Annotated in this window: 22 protein-coding genes; 15 read left to right on the top strand and 7 right to left on the bottom strand. The window is 71.6% G+C overall.

Annotated features, from left to right (window positions below):
* Positions 1-68 precede the first annotated feature (68 nt).
* The 7 genes from urtA (at position 69) to ACTVAJ_RS04885 (ending at position 6,363) form a co-directional block, all read left to right on the top strand.
* Positions 69-1,295 carry an urea ABC transporter substrate-binding protein gene (gene urtA, locus ACTVAJ_RS04855; protein WP_470386827.1) on the top strand — a complete coding sequence of 409 codons (1,227 nt, stop codon included), beginning with the start codon at positions 69-71 and terminating at the stop codon, positions 1,293-1,295.
* A gap of 116 nt (positions 1,296-1,411) precedes the next feature.
* Positions 1,412-2,296 (top strand): urea ABC transporter permease subunit UrtB, encoded by an 885-nt coding sequence (urtB, locus tag ACTVAJ_RS04860; protein WP_470386828.1) that lies wholly within the window; start codon positions 1,412-1,414, stop codon positions 2,294-2,296.
* Complete coding sequence (gene urtC / locus ACTVAJ_RS04865) at positions 2,293-3,399, top strand: urea ABC transporter permease subunit UrtC (RefSeq protein WP_470386829.1); 1,107 nt, start codon at positions 2,293-2,295, stop codon at positions 3,397-3,399. Before urtB ends, urtC begins: the two co-directional genes overlap by 4 nt.
* On the top strand, positions 3,396-4,142 hold the full coding sequence (gene urtD / locus ACTVAJ_RS04870) for an urea ABC transporter ATP-binding protein UrtD (protein WP_470386830.1): 747 nt from the start codon (positions 3,396-3,398) through the stop codon (positions 4,140-4,142). The genes urtC and urtD overlap by 4 nt, the downstream gene beginning before the upstream one ends.
* Positions 4,139-4,843: an urea ABC transporter ATP-binding subunit UrtE gene (gene urtE, locus ACTVAJ_RS04875; RefSeq protein ID WP_470386831.1), complete on the top strand. Its 705-nt coding sequence runs from the start codon at positions 4,139-4,141 to the stop codon at positions 4,841-4,843. The genes urtD and urtE overlap by 4 nt, the downstream gene beginning before the upstream one ends.
* Before the next feature lie 127 nt (positions 4,844-4,970).
* The gene (locus ACTVAJ_RS04880; protein WP_470386832.1) at positions 4,971-5,807 is read left to right on the top strand and encodes an alpha/beta fold hydrolase; all 837 of its coding nucleotides are present in this window, start codon (positions 4,971-4,973) and stop codon (positions 5,805-5,807) included.
* Positions 5,800-6,363: a TetR/AcrR family transcriptional regulator gene (locus tag ACTVAJ_RS04885; protein WP_470386833.1), complete on the top strand. Its 564-nt coding sequence runs from the start codon at positions 5,800-5,802 to the stop codon at positions 6,361-6,363. Before ACTVAJ_RS04880 ends, ACTVAJ_RS04885 begins: the two co-directional genes overlap by 8 nt.
* 138 nt (positions 6,364-6,501) lie before the next feature.
* Here the strand turns inward: ACTVAJ_RS04885 and ACTVAJ_RS04890 are convergent, their stop codons facing one another.
* Entirely contained in the window at positions 6,502-7,512 is a 1,011-nt protein-coding gene (locus ACTVAJ_RS04890) for an acyltransferase domain-containing protein (RefSeq protein ID WP_470386834.1), read from the bottom strand.
* Between the two features lie 120 nt (positions 7,513-7,632).
* Between ACTVAJ_RS04890 and ACTVAJ_RS04895 the strand changes: the two genes are divergently transcribed.
* Positions 7,633-9,249: an AMP-binding protein gene (locus ACTVAJ_RS04895; RefSeq protein WP_470386835.1), complete on the top strand. Its 1,617-nt coding sequence runs from the start codon at positions 7,633-7,635 to the stop codon at positions 9,247-9,249.
* Positions 9,250-9,319: 70 nt separating this feature from the next.
* On the opposite strand, the gene ACTVAJ_RS04900 is transcribed toward ACTVAJ_RS04895, so the two are convergent.
* Complete coding sequence (locus tag ACTVAJ_RS04900; RefSeq protein WP_470386836.1) at positions 9,320-9,619, bottom strand: 4a-hydroxytetrahydrobiopterin dehydratase; 300 nt, start codon at positions 9,617-9,619, stop codon at positions 9,320-9,322.
* 414 nt (positions 9,620-10,033) lie between these two features.
* Between ACTVAJ_RS04900 and ACTVAJ_RS04905 the strand changes: the two genes are divergently transcribed.
* The 5 genes from ACTVAJ_RS04905 to ACTVAJ_RS04925 all read left to right on the top strand — a co-directional run bounded on the left by ACTVAJ_RS04905 (position 10,034) and on the right by ACTVAJ_RS04925 (position 14,566).
* Complete coding sequence (locus ACTVAJ_RS04905) at positions 10,034-12,310, top strand: sensor histidine kinase (protein WP_470386837.1); 2,277 nt, start codon at positions 10,034-10,036, stop codon at positions 12,308-12,310.
* Positions 12,310-12,762 carry a roadblock/LC7 domain-containing protein gene (locus ACTVAJ_RS04910; RefSeq protein ID WP_470386838.1) on the top strand — a complete coding sequence of 151 codons (453 nt, stop codon included), beginning with the start codon at positions 12,310-12,312 and terminating at the stop codon, positions 12,760-12,762. The genes ACTVAJ_RS04905 and ACTVAJ_RS04910 overlap by 1 nt, the downstream gene beginning before the upstream one ends.
* Entirely contained in the window at positions 12,759-13,124 is a 366-nt protein-coding gene (locus ACTVAJ_RS04915; protein ID WP_470386839.1) for a DUF742 domain-containing protein, read from the top strand. The genes ACTVAJ_RS04910 and ACTVAJ_RS04915 overlap by 4 nt, the downstream gene beginning before the upstream one ends.
* 12 nt (positions 13,125-13,136) lie before the next feature.
* Positions 13,137-13,721: a GTP-binding protein gene (locus tag ACTVAJ_RS04920; RefSeq protein ID WP_470386840.1), complete on the top strand. Its 585-nt coding sequence runs from the start codon at positions 13,137-13,139 to the stop codon at positions 13,719-13,721.
* Between the two features lie 71 nt (positions 13,722-13,792).
* Positions 13,793-14,566 carry a protein kinase domain-containing protein gene (locus tag ACTVAJ_RS04925; RefSeq protein ID WP_470386964.1) on the top strand — a complete coding sequence of 258 codons (774 nt, stop codon included), beginning with the start codon at positions 13,793-13,795 and terminating at the stop codon, positions 14,564-14,566.
* A gap of 30 nt (positions 14,567-14,596) precedes the next feature.
* Here the strand turns inward: ACTVAJ_RS04925 and ACTVAJ_RS04930 are convergent, their stop codons facing one another.
* Positions 14,597-15,751 carry a protein kinase family protein gene (locus ACTVAJ_RS04930; protein WP_470386841.1) on the bottom strand — a complete coding sequence of 385 codons (1,155 nt, stop codon included), beginning with the start codon at positions 15,749-15,751 and terminating at the stop codon, positions 14,597-14,599.
* 464 nt (positions 15,752-16,215) lie between these two features.
* Here ACTVAJ_RS04930 and ACTVAJ_RS04935 point away from each other — a divergent pair, with 464 nt between their 5' ends.
* Positions 16,216-17,577, top strand: a complete 1,362-nt coding sequence (locus tag ACTVAJ_RS04935) for an APC family permease (RefSeq protein WP_470386842.1) — start codon at positions 16,216-16,218, stop codon at positions 17,575-17,577.
* Between the two features lie 69 nt (positions 17,578-17,646).
* Here ACTVAJ_RS04935 and ACTVAJ_RS04940 read toward each other — a convergent pair whose 3' ends face one another.
* From ACTVAJ_RS04940 to ACTVAJ_RS04955, 4 genes are all read right to left on the bottom strand, one after another.
* Complete coding sequence (locus ACTVAJ_RS04940) at positions 17,647-18,207, bottom strand: TIGR03086 family metal-binding protein (RefSeq protein ID WP_470386843.1); 561 nt, start codon at positions 18,205-18,207, stop codon at positions 17,647-17,649.
* 215 nt (positions 18,208-18,422) lie between these two features.
* Positions 18,423-19,007: a carboxymuconolactone decarboxylase family protein gene (locus ACTVAJ_RS04945; protein WP_470386844.1), complete on the bottom strand. Its 585-nt coding sequence runs from the start codon at positions 19,005-19,007 to the stop codon at positions 18,423-18,425.
* Complete coding sequence (locus tag ACTVAJ_RS04950; RefSeq protein ID WP_470386845.1) at positions 19,007-20,734, bottom strand: thiamine pyrophosphate-binding protein; 1,728 nt, start codon at positions 20,732-20,734, stop codon at positions 19,007-19,009. The genes ACTVAJ_RS04945 and ACTVAJ_RS04950 overlap by 1 nt, the downstream gene beginning before the upstream one ends.
* Before the next feature lie 147 nt (positions 20,735-20,881).
* The gene (locus ACTVAJ_RS04955; RefSeq protein WP_470386846.1) at positions 20,882-21,649 is read right to left on the bottom strand and encodes a sulfite exporter TauE/SafE family protein; all 768 of its coding nucleotides are present in this window, start codon (positions 21,647-21,649) and stop codon (positions 20,882-20,884) included.
* A 369-nt stretch (positions 21,650-22,018) separates the two neighbouring features.
* Between ACTVAJ_RS04955 and ACTVAJ_RS04960 the strand changes: the two genes are divergently transcribed.
* On the top strand, positions 22,019-25,138 hold the full coding sequence (locus ACTVAJ_RS04960) for an AfsR/SARP family transcriptional regulator (RefSeq protein ID WP_470386847.1): 3,120 nt from the start codon (positions 22,019-22,021) through the stop codon (positions 25,136-25,138).

The following is a 25,138-nucleotide window of genomic DNA, read 5'->3' on the forward strand; positions in this document are numbered from 1 at the left end:
GCGACCCACGAAACACCCCGCCCCCAGCCTCCTAGGTGTCCCCCGACACCGACCCCCAAGGAGGTGGCGTGGCACGCACACGCCTGGGCGCCCTGCCCACCACCCTCACCGCGGCCGCCTGCGCCCTGCTCCTGACCACCACCGCCTGCACCGGCGGCGGCCCCTCCGGCACCGACGAGGACACCGTCACCGTCGGCATGCTCCACTCACTGTCCGGCACCATGGCCATCAGCGAGGTCACCGTCCGCGACGCCGTCCAGCTCGCCATCGACGAGATCAACGCCGACGGCGGCGTCCTGGGCCGCCAGATCGAACCCGTCATCGAGGACGGCGCCTCCGACGAGGCCACCTTCGCCGAACGCGCCCAAAAACTCCTCGCCTCCGACGACGTCGCCACCGTCTTCGGCGGATGGACCTCCGCCTCCCGCAAGGCCATGCTCCCCGTCTTCGAACGCAACAACGGCCTGCTGTGGTACCCGGTCCAGTACGAAGGCCTGGAAGCCTCCCCCAACATCGTCTACACCGGCGCCACCACCAACCAGCAGATCATCCCCGCCCTGGACTACCTGCGCGAACAGGGCCACACCGACCTCTACCTCGTGGGCAGCGACTACGTCTTCCCCCGCACCGCCAACCAGATCATCGGCGCCTACGCCGACGCCCACGGCATGGAGATCACCGCCGAGGAGTACACCCCCCTGGGCCACACCGAGTACTCCACCATCGCCAACGACATCGCCCGCACCGAACCCGACGCCGTCTTCAACACCCTCAACGGCGACTCCAACGTCAGCTTCTTCCAACAGCTGCGCTCGGCCGGGGTCACCCCCCAGGACACCCCCGTCCTGAGCGTCAGCGTCGCCGAGGAGGAGATCGAGGGCATCGGCGCCGACAACATCGCCGGACACCTCACGGCCTGGAACTACTACCAGACCACCCAGACCGACACCAACACCGGTTTCGTCGAGGCCTTCACCGACGCCTACGGCGCCGACCGCGTCACCTCCGACCCCATGCAGTCCGCCTACAACGCCGTCTACCTGTGGAAGGCCGCCGTCGAGGAAGCCGACAGCTTCGCCGTCGACGACGTCCGCGCCGCCCTCGACGGCATCAGCATCGACGCCCCCGAAGGCACCATCACCATCGACGGCGACACCCAGCACGTCATCAAGACCGCCCGCATCGGCCAGATCAACGACGACGGACTCATCGACCAGATCTGGACCTCCCCCGAGCCGATCACCCCCGACCCCTACCTGAACGGCTACGACTGGGCCGCCGACCTCACCGGCTGACCACCCCGCACGGGAAGCGGCCACCACCCCGGGCCGCACCCACGGCACCGCCCCCGCACGCGGCCGGGAGACCCGCCCTCCCGGCCGCCACCCCATCACCCCCGAAAGGAGCCGCGGTGGACGCCCTGCTCACCCAACTGCCCGTCGGCCTGTCCATCGGCGCCGTCCTCCTCCTGGCCGCCCTGGGCCTCAACCTCACCTTCGGCCAGATGGGCGTCATCAACATGGCCCACGGCGAGTTCATCATGGTCGGCGCCTACACCACCTACGTCCTCAACACCTGGTTCTCCCCCACCACCGCCCTCATCCTCGCCCTGCCCGCCGCCTTCGCCGTCACCGGCGCCCTGGGCTGGCTCCTCGAACTCGGCCTCATCCGCCACTTCTACGGACGCCCCCTGGACACCCTCCTGCTCACCTTCGGCATCGGCATGATCCTCCAACAGGCCGCCCGCGACATCTTCGGCGCACCCAACGTCGACGTGCCCACACCCGACTGGCTCACCGGAGGCATCACCCTTCCCGGCGACATCCGCCTCCACCACGCCCGCCTGTTCATCCTCGCCCTGGCCCTCCTGGCCGTGGCCGCCCTCACCCACCACCTCAACCACTCCCGCCAGGGACGCCAGATGCGCGCCGTCCTGCACAACCGCGACCTGGCCTCCGTCACCGGCATCAACACCCGCCGCGTCGACGCCACCACCTTCGTCATCGGCTCCGGACTCGCCGGAATCGCGGGCGTGGCCCTCACCCTCACCGGACCCACCGGCCCCACCCTGGGCACCAACTACATCGTCGACGCGTTCCTCGTCGTGGTCATCGGCGGCCTGGGCCACCTGCGCGGCACCGTCCTGGCCGCCTTCGCCCTGGGCATCCTCAACGCCACCGTCGAAGCCTGGACCGACGCCTCCCTGGCCAAACTCATCGTCTTCACCGCCATCGTCGCCCTCCTCCAGGCCCGCCCCCAAGGACTGCTCACCACCAAGACAAGGGCACTCGCGTGACCACCACCCTCACCCGCCTACGCGGCCCCCTCACCTTCACCGCGCTCATCGCCGCCGCCCTCCTCGTCCTGCCCCACCTGCTCGAACCCTTCCGCCTCAACCTCCTGGCCCAGTACCTGTGCTACGCCATCGTCGCCCTGGGCATCGCCCTGGCCTGGGGACGCGGCGGCATGCTCACCCTGGGCCACGGCGTCTACTTCGGCCTGGGCGGCTACGCCATGGCCATCCACCTCACCCTGGCCCGCACCGCCGCCGACCCCCTCAACCCCGACCAGCTCCCCCAGTTCATGGTCTGGTCCGGGCGCACCGAACTCCCCTGGTTCTGGACCGCCCTGACCCACCCCGCCGCCGCCATCGCCGCCGCCGTCCTCGTCCCCGGCACCCTGGCCGCCCTGCTGGGCTGGTCCGTCTTTCGCCAACGCGTCCGCGACGCCTACTTCGCCATCCTCAACCAGGCCCTGGCCGCCGCCTTCGTCATCCTCCTCATCGGACAGCAGCACCTCACCGGCGGCTCCAACGGCCTGACCGACTTCCCCGTCTTCGCCGGACACAGCCTGTACTCCCCCACCGCCCAAACCACCCTCTACACCCTCACCGTCCTCACCCTGGCCGCCCTCTACCTGCTCTTCCGCCACATCACCCGCAGCCGCTACGGCAGACTCCTCATCGCCATCCGCGACGGCGAGGACCGCGTCCGCTACCTGGGCTACGACCCCACCTGGGCCAAGACCCTGGCCTACGCCCTCTCCGCCATGGCCGCCGGAATCGCCGGAGCCCTCTTCGTCCCCATCCTCGGCATCATCTCCCCCACCCTGGTCGGCGTCATCCCCTCGATCATGATGGTCCTGGCCGTCGCCCTGGGCGGCCGCCACTCCCTCGCCGGAGCCGCCACCGGCGCCGTCCTGGTCAACGCCGCCCAGACCACCTTCGCCGAGACCTTCGCCAACGGCTGGACCTACCTCCAGGGCGCCCTGTTCGTCCTCGTCATCGCCCTGGCCCCCCAGGGTCTGGCCGGACTCACCCGCCAGGCCGCCCGCGCCCTCACCCGACGGCGCACCCCCACCCCCGCACCGGAACCCACCACGGCCGGGAGCCCCACATGAGCCTGCTCACCATCACCGACCTGACCGTCACCTTCGGCGACTTCACCGCCCTGGACAACGTCGACCTCACCATCGGCCAAGGCGAACTCCGCTTCCTCATCGGCCCCAACGGCGCGGGCAAGACCACCCTCATCGACACCATCACCGGCCGCACCCGCCCCACCCACGGCACCATCACCTTCAACGGCCACACCCTCAACAAACGCAGCGAACACCAGATCGTGCGCACCGGCATCGGCCGCACCTTCCAGACCAGCGTCGTCTTCGAGGAACTCACCGTCGCCGACAACGTCGACCTGGCCGCCTCCCACCGCCTCCGGCCCTGGCAACTCCTGCGCGCCCCACGCACCCGCCCCGACCACGTCACCGGCATCCTCGACCGCGTCGGCCTCACCCCCCACGCCCACGCCAAAGCCGCCACCCTCTCCCACGGCCAACGCCAATGGCTGGAGATCGCCATGCTCCTGGCCCAACGGCCCCGCCTGCTCCTGCTCGACGAACCCGTCGCCGGGATGAGCACCGACGAACGCGCCCGCACCGGCGAACTCCTCACCCAGATCGCCGCCGACCACACCATCGTCGTCATCGAACACGACATGGACTTCCTGCGCCGCCACGCCGACCAGGTCACCGTCCTGCACGAAGGACGCGTCCTCACCCACGGCGACGTCAGCACCGTCCAGAACGACCCCCGCGTCCAGCAGGTCTACCTCGGCCGCACCCACCAGAAAGCCCGCGCATGAGCACCCCCCACCTGGACATCCGCCGACTCCACGCCGGATACGGCCGCGCCCGCGTCCTCTTCGACATCAACCTGACCATCCACACCGGCACCATCGCCTGCGTCATGGGCCGCAACGGCGTCGGCAAGACCACCCTGCTCAACACCATCGCCGGACTCATCACCCCCACCCAGGGCACCATCACCCACAACGGCACCCCCATCACCCGCCACCCCCCGCACACCCGCGTCCGCAACGGCATGGCCTACGCACCCCAGGGACACGACACCTTCGCCCCCCTGACCGTCGCCGAGAACCTCCACGTCGCCCACACCGCCACCCGACGCGGCGGCCCCGAACTCATCGACACCGCCCTGGACCGCTTCCCCCGCCTCAAACCCCTCCTCAACCGCCGCGCCGGCAACCTCTCCGGAGGCCAGGCCCAACAACTGGCCATCGCCCGCGCCCTGGTCACCGATCCCACCCTGCTGTTGCTCGACGAACCCACCGAGGGCATCCAGCCCTCCATCGTCGAGGAGATCGAGACCGCCATCACCGACATCGCCGCACAGGGGATCACCGTCCTGCTCGTCGAGCAGTACCTCGACGTCGCCCTCCGCCTCGCCGACACCGTCACCGTCCTGGACGCCGGACGCGTCGTCCACACCGGCGACCGGGCCGACCTCACCGACGACCACGCCCAGGCCCTGATGGCCATCTGACCCCGGCGCCGGGCAGGTCGCCACCGCTACCCGCGGTGCCCGTCCGCACCGGGCGGGGGAACCGTTGACAGGAATGGCTAATCGTATTAGCTTTTAGCTAACGACATTAGCCACACCTGGAGCCACCATGACCCAACACCTCACCCTCGACGACGGCACCATCGCCTACGAAGTGACCGGCACCGGCCCACTGATCGTCCTCGCCCACGGCATGGGCGACAGCCGCGCCGCCTACCACGCCCTCATCCCGCCACTGGTGGCCGCCGGCTACCGGGTCGCCGCCCTGGACCTGCGCGGCTGCGGCCAATCCAGCACCGACTGGCCCGCCTGGAGCCGCACCGCCATCGCCGGCGACCTCCTCGCCCTCATCCGCCACCTGGGCGGACCCGCCATCCTCGTCGGCCACTCGGTCTCCGGCGGCGCCGCCACCATCGCCGCCGCACAGGAACCCTCCCTGATCACCGCAGTCGTCGAACTGGCGCCCTTCACCCGCGCACAGTCCCTCCGCCTCAGCGACCTGCGAGTCACACGCTTCCGCCAGGGCATGCTCCGACTCCTCGGCACAGCCGCCCTCGGCAGCGTCCCCCTCTGGCGCTCCTACCTCGACCTCGCCTACCCCGGAACCAAACCCGCCCACTGGACCCGACGCATCCAACACATCGAGTCCCTCCTACGCGAACCAGGCCGCATGAAGGCCATGCGCGGCATGGGCGCCAGCGCCCCCACCGACGCCGGCGCCCGACTCCCCCACGTCCGCTGCCCCGTCCTCGTCATCATGGGCACCCACGACCCCGACTGGGCCGACCCGCACGCCGAAGGCTCAGCCATCATCGACGCCCTGCCCACCGGCCTCGGCCACCTCGACATGATCCAGGGCGCCGGACACTACCCCCACGACCAGTTCCCCGACCAGGTCGCCTCCCTCATCCTCACCTTCCTGCGCACGGACGCCGCCCGTGCCTAGGGCCGGCCTGGACCCCACCACCGTGGTCACCGCCGCCGCCGCCCTCGCCGACGAGGTCGGCATCACCAACCTGACCATGGGCCTGCTCGCCCAACGCCTGGGCGTACGCACCCCGTCCCTGTACAAACACGTCAACAGCCTGGACGACCTCCAGCGACGCGTCGCCGCCCTGGCCCTGAGCCAGACCGCCGACGCCGTCGGCCACGCCGTCCGAGGACACACCGGCCGCGACGCCCTGGCCGCCGCCGCACACGCCTTCCGCACCTTCGTCCTGGAACACCCAGGCCGCTACTCCGCCACCATCGGCCTCGAACCCACCGGCCCCGACGACCCCCTGGCCACCGCCGGCCAACAACTCCTCGTCGCCTTCACCGCCATCCTGAGCGGCTACCGGATCGACGCAACCGACACCAACCACGCCCTGCGCATGCTCCGCAGCCTCTTCCACGGCTTCGCCACCCTGCAGGCCGCCAACGGCTTCCAGTGGAGCACCGACGTCGACGAGAGCTTCGAGTGGCTCATCACCTTCACCGACCAGGGGCTACGCGCCACCTGAGCACACCGGCCAACCGGCGGCCGGAGCCACCCGGCCCCGGCCGCGCCCCCACCCGGGACCCGCGCCCCGGCGGGACCGAACACCAGGCCCACCACCGCTCGTACCGCGACAACCCGCCGTCGCAGCACACACCGCCCCTCACACCAACGACAACCACCCCGTACGCACCGACCACGTACCCCCCGACTCCAACCGCTCCACCACCGCACGCTCCAACCGCGTCCCACGCGGAGCCGCCGCCACATCCACCTCAGGCATCCCGAACACGAACCGGAACACGTCCGCCTCCCCCGGAACCCCCCGCCCCACCAACGAGAACCGCCGCTGGAACCGCACGATGTTGGACCCCTCCCCCAACGCCCCAGCCCACGCCGGATCCAACAACCACGACGTACACGTGGCCACCCGCGGATCCATCCCCAGATGCGCCCGCGCGAACTCCCGCGCCACTGCCAACGTCCCCTCCACCGCCGCCGGATCCAACCCACCCGTGGGAATGTGCAACCGCAACACCGGATCCCCCACACCCATCCCCGCACCCAACCCGGCGGCCTCCCCCGCCGGATACCACTCCACCGCCCCCTGCTCCCCCAACAACGCGGGCTCCACCTGCAACCCGCCCACCCAGAACAACCGCCCCCGGAACTGCGCCGCCACCCACGCCGACATCTCCAGACTCAACCGGCCGAACATCCGCCGCGACCGCGCCACCTGGACACCCACGTCCGCCAGCGTCCGCGCCGTCACCGCACGGTCGATCCCCCGAGCCGCGTGCCGCTCGAACTGGTCCGCCACCGCCGCCGCGAACGCCCACAGCGCCGCGACCCGCACCCGGGCGTCCGGCGCCCCGACCAGCGCCGGCCAGTCCCGCCACTCCCCCAACGCAAGATCCGCGTCCGCGCACAACCGCCGGTACATGCACTCCACCAGGTGCCACAGCTCCGGCGGCCACCCCGCGTCGGGCCACAGCCCCCGCACCTCGGCACGGTCCTGCGACGCCAACGCGAACAGGTCCAGAACCTCCTCAGCCGCCTCTCCCACCGGCACGTCCAACGGCCTGACCGGATCCGGAAGCCGCTCGGCCTCCGCCAACCACACCCGCTCGGGCTCACCCAGACCGAACCGTTCCACCACAGCCGCGCTATCCATGCGCACCATCATGTCCGAAACCGCACCCCACAGGCGAGTGAGGCCAGCCTCACAGTGGGGCATAGTGTTGACGTACATCCCCGAACACAACAAAACCACCGAAAACGAGGACGACCACCGATGTCCGACCCGGCGCACCGCATACAGGACTGGATCGCCACCTACGACACACCCACCACCTCCGTGGCCCACCTGCTGTGCGACCGCCACCACCCCGACGCGGTGGCCACCACCGAGATCGGCCCCACCCTCACCGCCACCACCCTCACCTACGGCGAACTCGCCGAACGCTCCCGCGCCCTGGCCGCCGGACTCGCCGACCTCGGCCTCACCCGCGGGGACCGGATCGCCACCCTCATCCCCAAGGGCGTCGACCTGACCGTCACCGCCCTGGCCACCTGGCGCCTGGGCGCCGTCCTGGTCCCCCTCCTGCCGTCCTTCGCGCCCTCCGCCATCGCCGAGCGCCTCACCCACTCCCAGGCGCGCCTGGTCGTGTGCGACGACGAGTACCGCACCAAGCTCGACCCCCTCCCCGACTCCACCGCCCCCCTCTGGGGCGTGGCCACCACCGGCACCCGCCCCCTGCGCGAGGGCGACCACACCCTGACCTCCCTCGCCGAACGCGCCACCACCCCGGTGGAGGACGCCGCCGTCGGCGGTGACGGCGACCTCGCCCTGCTGTTCGTCTCCGGCCCCGTGGGCCCTCCCCGGGGAGTGCCCGTGCCCGTGCGGGCCCTGTCGGCCATGCACGCCCACCACCACTACGGGCTGGGGGTGGACGACGAGGACGTGTACTGGAACACCGCCGCCCCCGGCACCGCCTACGGGCTCTACCACGGGGTGGTCTCGCCACTGCTGGCCGGACACAACTCCCTCGCCCTGCGCGCGGGGTTCTTCGACCCCGAGCTCACGCTCGACGTCCTGGGCCTGTTCGGCGTCACCAACCTGGCGGCCGACCCCACCACCTACCGGACCCTGCGCGCGGCGACCAAGACGCTGCCGCCGGAGGTCGTGGTGCAGCGGCTGTCGAGCGCCGGGGAGCCACTGGCCCCCGACGTCATCGAGTGGGTGAACGACGTGTTCGGCGTACCGGTGCGCGACCACTACGGGCAGACCGAGCTCGGCTGGTGCGTGGGCGTGCCCAACGGGGACACGGGTGAGCCCGCGGAGGAGGTCGCGCCGGGCGCGATCGGTCCCGCCCTGCCGGGGTGGGACGTGCGGGTGCTGGAGGCGATCTCCGACGAACCGGCCCCGGTGGGGGCCTACGGCCGGGTGGCGGTCGACCTGGCGGGCAGCCCGTTGGCCTGGTTCGGCGGGTACCTGGACAACGAGGGCGCCTCGCAGGTGCGGTTCACGCCGGACCGGTCCTACTACCTGACGGGCGACACCGGGATCATGGACCGGAAGGGGTGGCTGTTCTTCTCCACCCGTGACGACGGCGCGATCCAGTCGCACGGGTACCGGATCGGCCCCACCGAGGTGGAGGCGGTGCTCAACGAGCACGAGGCCGTGGAGGAGTGCGGCGTGTACTCGATCCCCGACGCGTTGGCGGGCCAGGTGATCGGGGCCCGGGTGGTGCTGGCCGCGGGCCACGAGGGCGGCGGGGACTTGGCGGAGGAGCTCAAGGAGTGGGTGCGCGGCCGGTACGCGACGCACGCCGCGCCGCGGGTGGTGGACTTCGTTCCGGAGCTGCCGCGTACGGCCTCGGGGAAGATGCGGCGGGCGCGGTTGCGCTGAACCCGTTTGGAGGCCCGCACGGGTCCGGTCGAGGGTACGGCCGCGGACGACGAGCCGTGCCGCGCGCCCCTCAGCGCGGTGAGGGCGGCGGGACGAGTTCGTCGATGCGCGCGGCCAGCGCCATGTCGTTCTCGGTGAGGGCTCCGACGGCGTGGGTGCACAGGGACAGCCGGACCCTGTTGTAGCGGATGTCGATGTCGGGGTGGTGTCCGGCCTGTTCGGCGGCCTGGGCGATCTCGTTGACCAGGGCCATGGCCGCGAGGAAGTCCTTGAGTTTGACCGTGCGGTGGATCTCGGGGATGTCGGGGTCCCACTCCCATCCGGTGAGTCGGTCGATACCCTCCCGGATCTGGTCGTCGGTGAGCTTCATGGTGTCCTCTCCCCCGTGGTTGGTGCCAACATCGGTGCCAATCGGTGACCGAAGGGTGTCACATCGTGACGGTGCGGTGCGGCGCAGGGGAACCGTACCCCGCTGGGCGTCGGGTTTCACGCTCCGACCGCCGTGTGGGGCGAACCCGTGGTGGTCGGTGCGGCGGAGCCGCGCGATTGTTGGTGTCTGTAGGGCGGTGGAACCGCTCCGCCACCTTTACATCGTAGATTTTTACTGGATGGCCGGTTCCGGCAACACCCCCGGTGACCAGCGGCCCCCAGGTCTCCCGACCGTAACGGGTGGCCCTCGGCCCTTGCGCGTTCCCCCGCCAACCGGTTCACTCGGGGGAACTCCGACCCTCCCCGACCCGCGGTCCCCTCCGTGCACGCTCCCCTCCCCCCTGGAAGCGCATCCATGCCCCATGAGAAGCGCCACTCGCTCCGCGCACGCATGATCACGCTGGTCCTGGTCCCCAGCACCGCCCTGCTCGCCCTGTGGGCCGCCATGACCACGGTCATGGTCCTGGAGATCGGCGACCTGCGCACGACCGCGGCGCTGACGGAGGAGGTGGGCGAACCCGTGGTGCTCGTCGTGGGCGAGCTCCAGCGCGAACGTCGCGCCACCATGGACACCGCGAGCCCCTCCCGGGAGAGCCTCAACCGTCTGGAAGCCGCGCGGGAGGAGACCGACGAGGCCGTCGCCCTGCTGTCCGGGCGCATGGAGGGGTTCGACGAGCGGTCCCTCCCCCGGCAGGCACGGGACTTCCTCGACGCGCTGGACGGACTGGACGGGCACCGGGAGCTGGTCGACGCCCTGCCCCGCGAACAGCGCGACCCCCTGGAGGCGGGTACCTTCTACGACCGCGCGGTGGAGACGGGGATGCGGTTCTGGGACGGCCAGGTGACCCGCGCCGACCCCGAACAGGTCCCCCACCTGCGTTCGCTGACCTCGCTCATGCGCACGCGGGAACTGCTCAACCAGCAGGACGCCGTCGTGGCGCACGCCGTGGCCTCGCACGACTTCACCGCCGAGGACCACGCCCGGTTCTCCGCGGCCGTCGGGGCCCAGCGCCACACCTGGGACAGGGTCGGGGTCGAACTCGGCGACGAGGACCGCCGCGAGTACCTGTGGGTGAGCTCGTACTCGGGGCTGACCACGGTGCGCCTGCTCCAGGACCACATCGTCAGCATGCGGCTGCGGGGCACCTCCACGGTGCCCGTCAACGCCCCCACGTGGCGGGGCGCGGCCGAGGCGGTCGACTTCCGGATGCGCGAGGTCGAGCAGGCGCAGATGGAGAGCGTGGTGGAGCTGAGCCACGAGTACGCCGCCGGGCTGGCCCGGGTGCTGGTGTCGACGAGCGTGCTGGTCCTGCTGGCGGTCCTGGCCTCGACGGCGGTGGCGGTGGTCGGGACCCAGCGGGTGGGGCGCAGGCTCCAGGAGCTGCGCACCCTGACCCTGGAGCACGCCCGGGTGCGGCTGCCGGAGGTGACGGCGCGGCTGCGGGCGGGCGGGAGCGTGGACGTGGACGTGGAGGTGCCGCGGCTGCGGGTGGAGCAGCGGGACGAGATCGGCGAGGTGGCCGAGGCGTTCGACGACGCCCAGCGGGCGGCGGTGGCCGCGGCTGTGGAGGAGGCGCAGGTCCGCGCGGGGGTGCGGGCGATGTTCCGGAACCTGGCGCGGCGCACCCAGTCGCTGGTGCACCGGCAGCTGGGTCTGCTGGACTCGCTGGAGCGCGGTGAGACCGATCCCGAGGTGCTGGCGTCACTGTTTCGGATCGACCACTTCAGCACCCAGATGCGGCGCAACGCGGAGAACCTCGTGCTGCTGAGCGGTGACGCGCCCACCCGCGGGGGGTGGGGGCCGGTGGGGTTGCACGAGGCGGTGCGGGCGGCGGCCAGTGAGATCGAGGACTACACGCGGGTGCGGGTGCTGGAGGTGCCCGGGGTGTGGTTGCGCGGTGACGCGGGCGCGGACACGGTGCGGTTGCTGGCCGAGCTGCTGGAGAACGCGGCGGCGTTCTCGCCCCCGGGGACGATGGTCACGGTGCGGGGCCGGTGCGAGGGGGCGCGCGGGTACGCGCTGGAGGTCGAGGACCGGGGTCTGGGGATGACCGAGGAGGGGCGGGCTGCGGCCAACGCGCTGCTGGCCGATCCGCCGCGGTTCGACCTGGGGCGGATGCGGGAGGACTCTCAGCTGGGGCTGTTCGTGGCGGCCACCATCGCCGCCCGGCACGGGTTCGGGGTGCGGTTGGAGCCCGGCGGGGACGGTGGGACGCGCGCGGTCGTGGTGATCCCCACCGAAGCGCTGACCGAACCGGAGGCGGGGAGCGCGGCCGAGGACACCGGACCGCACACACGCCCTGTGGCGGGAGTGGCCCCGGGGGTGGTTGTGCGCGGTGAGGTTCCGTGCGGGGACGGGGACACCTACCTGGGGTTGCCCCGGCGGCGCGGACGGAGGAGCCGGTCTGCGGTGTCGGAGGACGTGCGGGACGGCGGCCGGGGGACGGACCGCGGCGAAGGCGGGTCCGAGGTCGTCGTCGAGGAGACCGGTGACCGGCGGTCGCTGTCCGAGATCCGGTCGATGATGAGCGCCTTCCAGTCGGGGACGCTGCGCGGTCGCGCGGAGTCCGGCGGCGGGGACGGCGCGGAGGACGCGCGTGGTGCGCGCCCCGGTGAACAGACGGAAGGGTGATGTGGATGTCAGCGGATGTGGCTGGTGGCGGCCGGGCGGTCGGTGGCGGTGTACCGGTGGGAGGGTCGTTGGACTGGCTGCTGGCCGACCTGGTGGAGCGGGTCGCGGGAGCCCGGCACGCTCTGCTGCTGTCGGCTGACGGCCTGCTGCTGTCGTGCTCTCCGGGGGTGGTGCGCGACGAGGGAGAGCGGTTGGCGGCGATCGCGTCGGGGTTCGCGAGCCTGGCGCGCGGTGCCAGGGCGGAACTGGGGGCCAGTGAGGTGCGTCAGACGGTGGTGGAGATGGACCGTGTGTTCTTCTTCGTGCTCGCCGCGGGCCGGGGGGCCTCGCTGGCGTTGGTCGCCGAGGACTCCTGTGACATGGGTCAGGCGGCGTTCGAGTTGAACAGGCTGGTCCGGCAGGTGGGTCCGCATCTGTCGGCGCTCCCGCGGGGTCGGCGGGGCGGGACGTGAGTGCGGCGCCGCCCGCGGCGGGTGGTGAGGAGTCGAACCTGATCCGGCCGTACGCGCTGACGGGGGGCCGTACCCGTCCGTCGCGGTCGGATCTGACGGTGACGACGCAGGTGGTGGCGGTTCCGGCCGTGGGTGTGCCGGAGGCCGACCCGGAGGTGGAGTTGATCCTGTCGTTGTGCGTGCGGCCGCTGTCGGTGGCGGAGGTGGCCTCGCGGACGGGGTTCGCGTTGGGGGTGGCGCGGATCCTGCTGGCGGATCTGGTCGACCAGGGTCGGGTGGTGGTGCGGACCTCGGACTGGGAACGCGCCCGGCCGAACGCGGCCACGCTGCGATCGGTACTGGAGCGGATCCGGGAGTTGTAGAAGGTGGAGTGGATGGGGCAGATGGCCGCTGAGGTGGCGGGTCCGGTGCCGGACACGTTGAAGATCGTGGTGGCCGGTGGGTTCGGGGCCGGCAAGACGACGCTGGTGTCGGCCCTGAGCGAGGTGGAGTCGCTGCACACCGAGGAGGTGATGACCACCGAGAGCGTGGGGTTGGACGACCTGGCGGGGGTCGAGGGCAAGACCACGACGACGGTGGCGTTGGACTTCGGCCGGATCACCCTGGACGCGTCGACGGTGGTGTACCTGTTCGGGACGCCGGGGCAGCGGCGGTTCTCGTACATGTGGGAGGAGTTGGCGCGGGGGGCGTTGGGGGCGGTGGTGCTGGCGGACACGCGCCGTCTGACGGACTCCTTCGACGTGATCGACTTCTTCGAGGAGCGGCGGGTGCCGTTCGTGGTGGCGGTGAACTGTTTCGACGGGCAGCGCACGCACCGCGCGGAGGACGTGCGGGTGGCGTTGGACCTGGAGGATCCGGTGCCGCTGCTGTTGTGTGACGCACGCAGTCGGCAGTCGGCCAAGGAGGTGGTGGTGGAGTTGGTCGAGTTGGTGCTGCGCTGGGAGTTGTCGGGCGCCTGAGGGGCGTCCGGTCCGTGGTGCGGGAGCTGGCGCCGGTGGGCGCGGGCCCCTTCGTCGTGTGCGGGGGCTCGATGCACCGGTGGCGCCGGGGAGCCGCACGGTTCCCCAGAGGGCACGGACATTTGCTCTGGACAGGGTTCCTGTTTCTGGGATCATCGGGGCCGACCGGGCGAACGACCCCCTATCCCGAAGCGGTACCGTGGCCCACCCCCTGCGCGAGGGCGACCCCGACCAGACCGGCCCCCACAGACTGCACGCCCGCCTGGGTGGAGGCGGCATGGGACAGGTGTTCCCGGGTCGCTCCCCGGGCGGGCACACGGTCGCGGTCACCGGCCCAAGGGCTCACGGCCGCCCACGCCCACGCCCACGCCCACGCCCACGCCCACGCCCACGCCCACGCCCACGACGTGGTACACCGCGACCTCGAACCCGCCAACATCATCCTGGCCGCCGACGGGCCCCGGCTGATCGACTCCGGCATCGCCCGTGCTCTGGACGCCACCTCCCACACCACGGCCTCCACCGTGCTGGGCACCGCCGCGTTCCTGTCCCCCGAACAGGCCACGGCCCGGCCGGTGGGCCCGGCCTCGGACGTGCTCTCCCCCGGGTGCGTACCGGCCTTCGCCGCCACCGGACACAGCCCCTTCGGCCAGGACCCGGTCCACGCGGTGGTCTTCCGCATCGTGCACGAGGAACCCGACCTGTCCGATCTGCCCGCCCCGGCGGCCGGTGTCCGCCCGAGGCGCCCACCGAGGCCGTCACCCGCCACCAGGTCCTCCCGCCGACCCTGGCCGGGACCGAGCGCAGGTGGACCAGCGGCAGGGGACTCCTCGGGCACCCCCTGAGACGGGGCTCCCCCAGCCAGACGGACCGGTCTACCTCCTGGGCTGTGGAGACTCTGGCCCATTGCCCATTCCCGGCGTACCCGGTCCGCCTCCCAGAGGGGGAGCCGCGTTCCTCAACCGTGCCGCGCCGGCGGACGCGGCACGGTTGAGTTCGGCGGCCGGAAAGGGTGTCCGCCTGCTCTCCGTCAGCAACCGGCGGTGGAAGCCGTCCAGGGCGACGGCGGTCCGGGCATGCCGTTCGATGATCGCCGCGACCTCCGGCGCAACACCGCCGGGCCTTCGACCCGCACTCCACTCCCGCAGGAACACGTCCCTTCCCGTGTCACCCCGGAGGCGGTCGACGAGGTGGTGGAGCAGATGGCTCGCGGTGTAGTGGCGGTCGTAGGCCAGATGGTCCGCAAGGAACCGCTCCTCGGCCGCTGAGAGCTCGAAGTCTGAGCTCAGGGCCAGTCCGAAGTCCGCGAAGTAGATCAGCCGGCCGTCGGTCAGGAGGTTGTCGAAATGGGCGTCGAAGTGCACGAGCCCGCGAGAGCTCATGAATGCCGCTGCCCGCGCCGAGGCGTCCTCCACCCACGGATAGGGAGAGCCGGCGCCAGTCGGCGTCGCGTTCTCCCGGTGCTCGCTCAGCCACGCACCGAGTGTCCGCGGCACGTGCTCGAGGAAGAGCACCAGGCTGTGCGAGGAGCGGCCGATCGCCTCCAGCCGTGCGCGCACGGCCGGTGAGCCCTCCCAGTGGGCGACCGCGCCGTCGATGCCGCCGAACTCGTCCGCGAAGCCCTCGGGAGGGGAGTCGGGCAGGACGCGCCAGTGGTACATCAGGGGAAAACCCTCGTGTTCCCCTGCCAGGACCCAGTTGCTCGTCATGGTGTGGACCGCCAGCTCCCGCCAGGCGCCGAACCCGGCCGAGCCCACTCCGTACTGGTAGAACATCGGCAGGCCGAAGAGGTTCGCCGTGGAACGGACGTTGTCCGGCCGGGCTTCGAGGTCGGTCAACGGCACCCTCTTGACGAAGACCCGCGTCCCGTCGAGGTCCAGTTCCGCGGATCTGCCGCCGATGCCGGACCCGACCGCGGAGGCCGACGAGACGACGTCACCGAGCCGCCGGTCGCTCAACGACGACAGACCAGGAGCCACGGCCCCGTGGGCGGCGAGGCGCGCGGGGTAGCTGGAATCGAAGCGGTGCATCGGCGGCTCCTCGGTGCACCGAACCCGGGGCGTCGGTGATCACGTGGACGGGCCGACCCTATCCGGCCCGGTTCTCCCGAGGCCGCGGCCAACGGTGCACTGCGTCGGACCCTCCTCGACCCACGGAACCCGACCCGAACCGTGACCCTGCGCCAGCGTGCGGTGACGCCGCCGACCCCGGGGCAGGGGGCGGCGGCGTCGTCGTGTACCGGCCCGGATCCCCCGCGTGGCGGGCGCTGCGGGGTGACGGAGGGCGCACCCGGGGGTGACCTGTGTGGCACAACCTACGAGAATCCACTGATTTGGTTGTCTACAGGCGTCAGATGTCACAGATCAGTTGCCAGGGTCACTTTTTACGATGGAATCACTTGCACTGGACAGTGACGCCTGTCATGGTGGGTTTGCTCACAGAAGACCCGGAGCATACGAAACACCGGTCAACCCTCAGGAAGAAGGTCGGTCTGTTGTCTGAGACCACCCCGAAGCTTGCGCGCGTCCTCAAGCTGCCCCACCTGGTGCTGTTCGGTCTGGCCTACCTGGTCCCGACCACGATCCTCACCGTCTACGGGGTCGCCACGGCGATGTCGCACGGCCGCCTGCCGACCGCGGTGCTCGTGGCCATGGTGGCCATGCTCTTCACGGCCTACTCCTACGGGCGGCTCTCGCGGGTCTACACCTCGACCGGATCGGCCTACGTCTACGCCCAGAAGTCGCTGGGCCCGCGCACCGGGTTCATGGTCGGCTGGACGATGATGCTGGACTACCTGTTCCTGCCGCTGATCAACTACATCACCATCGGCCTGTACCTGAACGCCCAGTTCCCCGCCGTGCCCGACTGGGTGTGGATCGTCGGCTTCCTCGTCGTGATCACCACGCTGAACGTGCGCGGCATCGCCCTGGTCGCCAAGGCCAACACCGTGATCGTCGGCGCCCAGGTGGCCTTCCTGCTCCTGTTCTTCGCGATGAGCGCCCGCCACCTGGTCGGCATGACCGACATCCACCCGCTGGCACCGTTCGTCGGCAGCGGCCTGGAGATCCTGCCGGTCCTGAGCGCCGCGGCCATCCTCACCGAGTCCTTCCTGGGCTTCGACGCGGTCACCACCCTGTCGGAGGAGGCCGAGAACCCCAAGCGCGACATCCCCCGGGCGATCCTCCTGGTCACCCTGTGCGGCGGGCTCATCTTCCTGGCCGCCTCCTGGTTCGGCCACATGGTCTTCCCCGACTACACCCGGTTCACCGACGTGGACTCCGCCGCGCTGGACATCATGCGGACCGTGGGCGGCGACGTGCTGGCCGCCCTGCTCACCCTGGCGCTGATCATCGGTTCGTTCGGGTCGGCGCTCAGCTCCCAGGCCAGCGTCTCGCGCGTGCTCTACGCCATGGGCCGCGACGGCAGCCTGCCCAGGAACGTCTTCGGCCGCCTGAGCAAGCGCTACAACACCCCCACCGCCAACATCGTGCTCGTGGGCGGGGTGGCCATCGGCGCGATCTTCCTCGACATCGAGACCGTCGCCTCGTTCATCTCCTTCGGCGCCCTGGTCGCCTTCTCCGCCGTGAACCTGTCGGTGATCATCCACTTCGTGGTCCGCGAGCGCATGCGCACCGGCGCCGACCTGCTCAGGTACGGCCTGGTCCCGGGCATCGGCCTGAGCCTGACCGTGTACCTGTGGACCAACCTGAGCGGACTGGCCTTCGTCATCGGCGGCGTGTGGGCCGCGCTCGGCCTGGTCCAGCTCGCCTACGTCACCCGCGGGTTCCGCCAGGCCCCGCCGCAGATGACCTTCGACGAGAAGGCCCTGGAGGAGCAGACCGCCAGCGCCGCCTGAACGGCCTCGCGGACCCGACCGGCCCCGGTGGGCCCTCGGCGACGGTATGCCGCCGAGGGCCCACCGGGGTCACGGCTGACGTCCGGTCAGGGCGATGAGCCGGTCCTGGGACGCGGCGTCCGGCCCCACGGCCACGGGCTCGTCGAACATCGGCCCCGGCCCGAAGCCCCGGTCCCCCAGCCAGTCGCGCAGCTCGCCGACCAGGACGGGGTCCAGGCGCTCGTCACCGCCCAGCGCCCGGGCCAGGTCCCAGGCGTGCACGGCCAGGTCGAAGGTCATCTCCCACAGGTAGCGGCGCGCCGGGGCCGGGCCCGAGGACAGGTGGACGGTGCGGTCCACGGCACCGGGCGCCAGCCAGGCCAGACGCGCCTCCCTGGCGGCCACGGCCCAGGTGGCCACGGGCTCCTCGCCGAGGTTGTCCCCGTCGAAGCGGTCCCCCACGTCCTCGATGCGCGCGCCGTCCAGCAGGGCGGGGACCCACAGTTGCTCGGTGGTCAGGTGGTTGACCAGGTCGTGGACGTCCCAGTCCGCGCAGGGCGTGGGAAGGGCCCAGTCGGCGGTCCCCACCTGCCTGACCCGGTGGTCGAACTCGGTCATGGCGGTCGCGTGCAGGTCGATCGGGTCGGACATGGGCGCGCCTCCGTACTGGTCGGTGTCCGTGCCCGTTGCCCCTCCCCCAGCCCCTGCGGCCCCAAACCGGGGAGCGGGCGATGTCCCGACCATGGGAAACGTGTCGCCCCCGCACGACGCGTCGTGCGGGGGCGGGGGCGGGGACACCTCTGGCGCGGCCCCGCCGGGCGCTCCCGTCTCGGGGAGCACCGGCGGGGTCCGCACGGGGTTCGGCCTCACCCGCCGCCGGGTCGGTCCCGCGACCAGGGAGGGGTCGGCAGGCCGGGCTCGGTCACGACGCCCAGCGCCGTGCACATGTAGCCCATGAGGGCGTAGAGCCCGCAGATGGCCACGACCTCGACGACGCCCGCCGCACCGACGGCCCCGACGAGGGCGCTCTGGACGTCGTCGGGGATCTCGGCGTCGTCGGCGACGTGGTCGACCGCGCGGACGACGGCACGCTGGGCGGGTGTGAGGCCGGAGGGCACGCCGCTCCGGGCCAGCGCGTCGATGTAGGCGGCCGCCAGCCCCGCCTGGGACGCCGGGCGCACGTGGTGCGCCCACTCGTAGTCCAGGCCCCGGCGGGCGGCGAACCGCAGGATCGCGGTCTCGCGCAGGTCGTCCGGGAGGACACCCCGGAACCGCAGCCGTTCACCGAGGTCGCCGACGGCCCGCGCGACGTCCGGGTTGTTGAACATCGTGACGTAGACCTCGGCCAGGCGCGGTCGGCCGTCCGCGTGGCTGCGCACGGCGGCCATCCGCTCCATCTCCGCGCGGACCTCGGGGGTCGCTCGCGGGCCGGGGTCGGGAAGTGTTGCCATCAGTGACTGTCCTCCCACTCGGCGACGGCCCGGCGCCAGGGCGCGATGGGCGTCGGGTACTTCTTGTCGATCCGGGCCGACACGAGGAACGGCCCCTGCTGCCTGAGCCCGTGGGCGACCGCCTCGCCCACCTCGTCGGGGTGGGAGACGGCCACTCCGTCGGCGCCCACCGAGCGCGCGAACTCCGGCCAGGACAGGCCGGGGATGTCGGTCAGCGCCTCGGGTCCGGTACCCATGCGCTCGGCCCGGTACCAGATGTTGCCGTAGGCGTGGTTGTCGAAGACGAGGACGACCAGGGGGATGCCGTAGCGGGCGGCCGTGTGGAGCTCCATCCCGTGCATCAGCATGCAGCCGTCGCCCGTGGCGACGACCATCGGGCGTTCGGGGCGCGCCAGCTTGGCGCCGATGCCCAGGGGGATCGCGCCCCCCATGGGGGCCAGGTTCGTCAGGGACACGTAGTCCCCGTCGCCGTAACTCGGCCAGTACTGCGAGCACCAGGCGCGGTGCGCGCCGGAGTCGACCGAGAGGACCGTGTCGCGCGGGCAGGCGGCGCGCGCCTGCGTGACGAACCGGGCCGGGTGCATCGGTTCGGCGTCACTGGCGGTGTCGTCCGCCTCGTAGGCACGCGGTCCGCGCCCCTGTACGTCGGTGAGGAAGGCCCGTCGGTCCGCACGGCCGCCGTCGAGCCCGTCGGCGACCGTCCCGTCGACGGCGGCGAGCTGTTCCAGGAAGGCCTTCGGGCTGGCGGTGACCGGGCTGGAGGAGGGCCACGTCCGTCCGATGAGGCTCGGGTCCGCCTCGACGTGGACGAGTTCGGCCGTCGGCAGCATCTTGGGGTCCCAGTTCAGCGTGTCCCGCTGGGAGAGCGCCGACCCCACGACGATGAGTACCGCGACGGCCGGATCGAGGATCGCCTCGCTGGCCCAGCGCGAGCCGCCGTAACCGAAGACGCCGAGCGCGAGCGGGTGGTCCTCGGGGACCGTGCCCTTCCCGCCCAGGGTGGTGGCGATCGGGATGTCGAAACGCTCGGCGGCGGCGAGCAGAGCCGGCTCGGCCCCCGCGTGGCGTACTCCCGGACCGGCGAGGAGGACCACGTTGGCGGGGGGCCTACCGCCGCTCTGCGTGGAGAACACGGACAGGGCGGCCTTCGTCGCGGCCTGGTCGATCGCCATCGGCCGGTACGCCGCCTCCGGCAGCGGCGTCCAGTCCGTCCTCTGCGGACTGCGCTGCACGTCCAACGGGATCGACAGGTGGACGGGCGCCCGCTCGCGCAGCGCGGTGAGTGCCGCGACGCGCAGGTACGGCTGGAGGTTGGCCGGCGAGTTCACGCTGAGGCTCTCCGCCGTGACCGGTCTGAGTACGGAGACGTCGTCCAGCGCGGCACCGCTGGCGTCCTGGAACGTCCCGCGTCCCTCGGTTCCGGTCGCGACCTCGCCGCTGATGGCCAGGACCGCGGAGCGGTCGGCCCGGGCCGCGGCGACCGCCGTGACCATGTTGGTGATGCCCGGTCCGCCGATGCCGAACGCGGCCCCGAGGCGGCCCGAGGCGCGGGAGTAGCCGTCGGCCATGTAGGCGGCGCCCCCCTCGTGTGCCGCGACGATGGTCCGTAGGCCCTCCGTCCCGGTCATCGGCTGCATGAAGGGGTCGTTCAGTCCCCCGGGGACCATGAAGAGGTGGTCGATGCCCTCGGCGGCGAGGGAACTGACGACGCAGGAGGCTCCGTCCATGCTGGGAATCTAACCCGCGACGCGGATCGGGCCGTGTATCCCGCGCCGCGCGTCCGGACACGGCCGGGCGGCAGGGGCTCGGTCACCGCCCTCCGGTTGCCGGCGGGGAGGCTTCCGGTCCCCCGGGCGCCGCGGACGGGAGCCGGGTCAGAGGAACAGGTCCCAGGCCATACGCACCAGCAGCGCCAGGACCACGACGAGCAGGACCGCGCGCACGAACCCGGAGCCGCGTTTGAGGGCCATCCGCGAGCCGATCTGGGCCCCGACGACGGTGCACGCTCCCAGGGTCAGGCCGAGGGTCCACAGGAGGTGACCGCCCAGCGCGAACACCACCAGGGCGCCCAGGTTGGTGGCCGCGTTCACGATCTTGGCGGAGGCGGAGGCCGAGACGAAGTCCATGCCGAGCACCGCGGTGAAGGTGATGATGAGGAAGACGCCGGTGCCGGGGCCGATGAGTCCGTCGTAGAAGCTGACCGCGAGACCGGCCAGGGCGACGGCGGCCAGGGCCCGGTTGCGGGTGCGCAGGCGCGGGTTGGGTTCGGTGCCCATGGCGGGACGGAAGTAGACCATGAGGGCCACGCCCGCCAGGACGACCATGATGACGGGTTTGAGGACGTCGGCGGTGAGCGCGGTGGCCAGTAGCGCACCGAACCCGGAGCCGAGGAGCGCCAGGCCCGCGGTGGGCCAGACCACGCGCGGTTCGAGTTTGATGCGGCGGGCGTAGGCGACGGCGGCCGAGGCGGTGCCGAAGACGGCGCCGAGCTTGTTGGTGCCCAGCAGGGTGGCCAGGGGGGTGCCGGGGGAGGCGACGAGGAGGGCGGGCAGGAGGACGAGCCCTCCCCCGCCGACGACGGCGTCGACCCAGCCCGCACCGAGGGCCACCAGCATCAGGAGGCCGAGGATCTCGGGGTCCACGGTCAGTCCGCGCCGTGAACGGAAGAGGGGGTGATGGGGCGTTTGGGGTTCATGACTGCCGAGTCTAGACATGCAGGCGTTTGTGACTTACGACCGGTATGTGTGTTCTCTTCAGCAGCGCCACCTTTACGGCGTAGATTCATGAGGAATCGGCCGGTCCACGATCCGATCGCCTGACTGTCCTTTCGGACAAGGAAATGTCACCTTGATGGTCGATCAGTGCCCTGATGATCGATATCCGCACGTCGTGGGAGCAGCAGACGGCATGCACCGTCCGATGCACGTGCCCGCCGATATCGGACGGACCACGGCGGGTGGCCCCCGCACGATCGCGGGAATGGTCGGTATCCCGGGGGTCAACGGGAGTGGATGGTGGAGCTTGACGTACTGGGGCCCGTCGAACTGCGCGTCGGCGGCCGACCCATGGAACTCACCGGTCGGGCACTGGCCCTGACCGTGGCACTCGGCGTCGACCCCGGCCACCCGGTCGAGCGGGACACCCTCATCGAACGGGTCTGGGACGGCCAGCCGGTGGAGGTGTCCACGATCGACGCCACGCTGACGCGGCTGCGCAACCGGCTGCGCAAGGTCGGCGCGGCACCGGCGGCCCTGATGTCCCGGGCCGGGACCTACCGGTTCCAGATCGTGCCCGAGGCCGTGGACTGGCAGCGGTTCCGCCGCCTGCGGTCGGAGGCCGAACGCGCCCGCCGCGGCGGTGACGGTCCCGGGGCACTCACCCGCGCCCGCGCCGCGCTCGACCTGTGGCGGGGTCCTCCCCTGGCCGGGCTGACCGGCAGGTGGGTGTCGAACATCCGGCAGCTGATGCGGACCGAGCACCAGAGCACGGTCGAACTGTGGGCACAGACCTCCCTGGCCACGGGTGCGCACGACGTCGTGGGCGAGTTGGCCGGGTACGCGCACGCCTACCCGGCCAACCAGAGGATCACGGAACTGCTCATGCTCTGCCTGCACGCCGCGGGGCGCTCGAACGAGGCGGTCGCCGCCTACCACGGCCTGCGCCGCCACCTGGACGAGCACGGGACCTCGCCGCGGCCGGAGACCGAGCGCACCCTCCGCCTGGTCCTGGGCGCCAAGCCCTCCGGTGCCCGCCAACCCGACCTCGAACCGGTCACCCCCCTCCCCCGTCACCAGTGCAACACCCTGCCCCGTGACCTGGCCGACTTCACCGGCCGCGGCCGGGACACGCGAGAGCTCACCGCGTCCGTGCTCACCCGCGCCTCAGGCGCGACGAGTATCGACGTCATCCACGGCCTGACCGGTATCGGCAAGTCGGCGCTGGCGGTGCGCGTGGCCGTCATGCTGCGTGATCACTTCCCCGACGGTCTCCTGCACGTCGACCTCCGGGGCGGGGGTGACCAGCGTCCCCGGAAGGATCCGGTGGAGGCACTGCGCGACCTGCTGTCGATGCTCGGCGTCCACGAGGCACAACAGCCCTCCACCGAGTCGTCCCTGGCCGCGCTGTGGCGGGACCGCACCGCCCGCTCCCGGCTCCTCGTCGTGCTCGACAACGCCGCCGACGTCGCACAGGTGCGCCCCCTGCTCCCCGGAGGGCCGGACTGCGCCGTGCTGATCACCAGCCGATGGAGACTGTCCGGTCTGGACGGCGCGCGGTGGCACCGCCTGTCCTGGCTGCCCGACGAGGAGGCCGCGGAACTGCTGAGCGCGGTGGTGGGGAGCGGGACCTCATCCGACGCGCTCTGCGGCATCGCCAGGTACTGCGGGGGCCACCCTCTGGCCATGCGCCTCGTCGGAGGTCAGCTGCGCGGACGTCCGTCGTGGACGCCCGAGGATCTGTTGGAGAAGCTGGGCGATGTCCGGGAGGGCCTGGGGCACATCCGTCTGGGCGACCGAAGTCTGGAGTCCGTCTTCGACCTCAGCATCCGCAGCCTGGATCCGGATCTGCGCGCCGGGTTCTCACGGTTCGCCCTGCACCCCGGACAGGTGTTCGACATCCACGCGGCCGCAGCCCTCCTCGGCGACTCGTCCGACAACGCGGGGGTCCTTCTCGAACGGTTGTTGGAGGCGTCCCTGGTGGAGGAGCCGAGGCCGCACCATTTCTCCATGCACCGCCTGGTGTCGGCGTTCGCGCAGCGCAACTCCTCTCTGTCGGCAGCCGAGCGGCGAAGCGCCCTGCGTCGCCTGTTCGCCTACTACCTCCACGCCTGTGACGCCGCGGACAGGTACTACGCGCCGGACAGGTACCGGCGGCCGGTCCGCTCCGAGCCCGACTGCGACCTTCCGGCCTTCGCCTCCCTGTGGGACGCCTACCAGTGGTGGGACACCGAGCAGCAGGCCGTGCTCGACCTGCTCTCCTGGGCACGGGCGAACGGGGGCTTCGAGACGTCCGAGGCCGACATCGCGCACGCCTGCGCGGCTCTGCTCGACGCCTCGATGCGGTGGGAGGAGGCCGCCGCCGCCCACCAACGGGCAGTACTCGTCCGCGGGCCCCGCGACCCCTACGGCGCCGCACACTCCCTCTACGACCTGGGCCAGGCGCAGTGGCGCCTGGAACGGCACGATGACGCCTTCGCGTCCGTCTCGGAGGCGCATCGGCTGTGGTCGATGGTGGGTGAGTCCACGGGAGCGGCGATCACCATGAACGAGCTGGGGACGATTCGCTACGTCCAAGGCGATCTGCGTGCGGCGGAGGGATTCCACCGACAGGCACTCCGGAGAGCGGAGGCAGCGGGTGATCGCGCCGGCATGGCGGACGCTCTCAACAGCATCGGCAACTGCGCCCGGGAGATGGGGCTGCTGCACGAGTCCGTACCACCGTTCCTGGAGGCATTGGAGTACTACGGCCAGATCGACAACTGGCGCGGCATCGCCCGGACCACAGGAGACCTGGCGGGGTCCTACTGCTACCTCGGCCACCACGACGAGGCGACCCGTCTCGTGGAGAGGGCGCGGGCGATGTTCCGCAGGGCTGAGGACTGGCGGCAGGCCGCGGGCGCCACAGCCAACCTCGGAGAGATCGCACAGGCCCGGGGCGACCACGCGAACGCTCTGCGGCACGCGCGTTCGGCTCTGGCCAGCTTCCGGGAGACGGGTGAGCGCGAGGGCGCCATCGTCGCCCTGGGCAACATCGGGTACGCGTTGGTGCGCCTGGGACGTGCGCGGGAAGCCCTAGCTCCACTGGAGGAAGCCCTGGCCGGAACGAAGCTGCGACTGGCCGCTCGTCGCTACGAACTGCTCACCGTGCTCGGGCACGCGCACGCGGCCACGAACCACGCGGAGCGGGCCTCGGCGTGCTATGAGAGGGCGGAGGCGGAGGCAGCACGGGTGGGAACACTGCGGGGTCGCGTCCAGGCGCTCCTGGCCTGGGAACGACTCGCACGCTCGCGGGGGGACCAGGAGGAGGCGGATCGGTTGAGAAGCCGCCACGAACCGCTGGTACGGGCTCTGAACCACGAAGCACACGCCGCATACGCGACTGATATGGACTTTCTTCATCAATATTCTCAATAG

It is taken from the genome of Nocardiopsis sp. KDC1DS13DA1 (genome assembly GCF_055632325.1).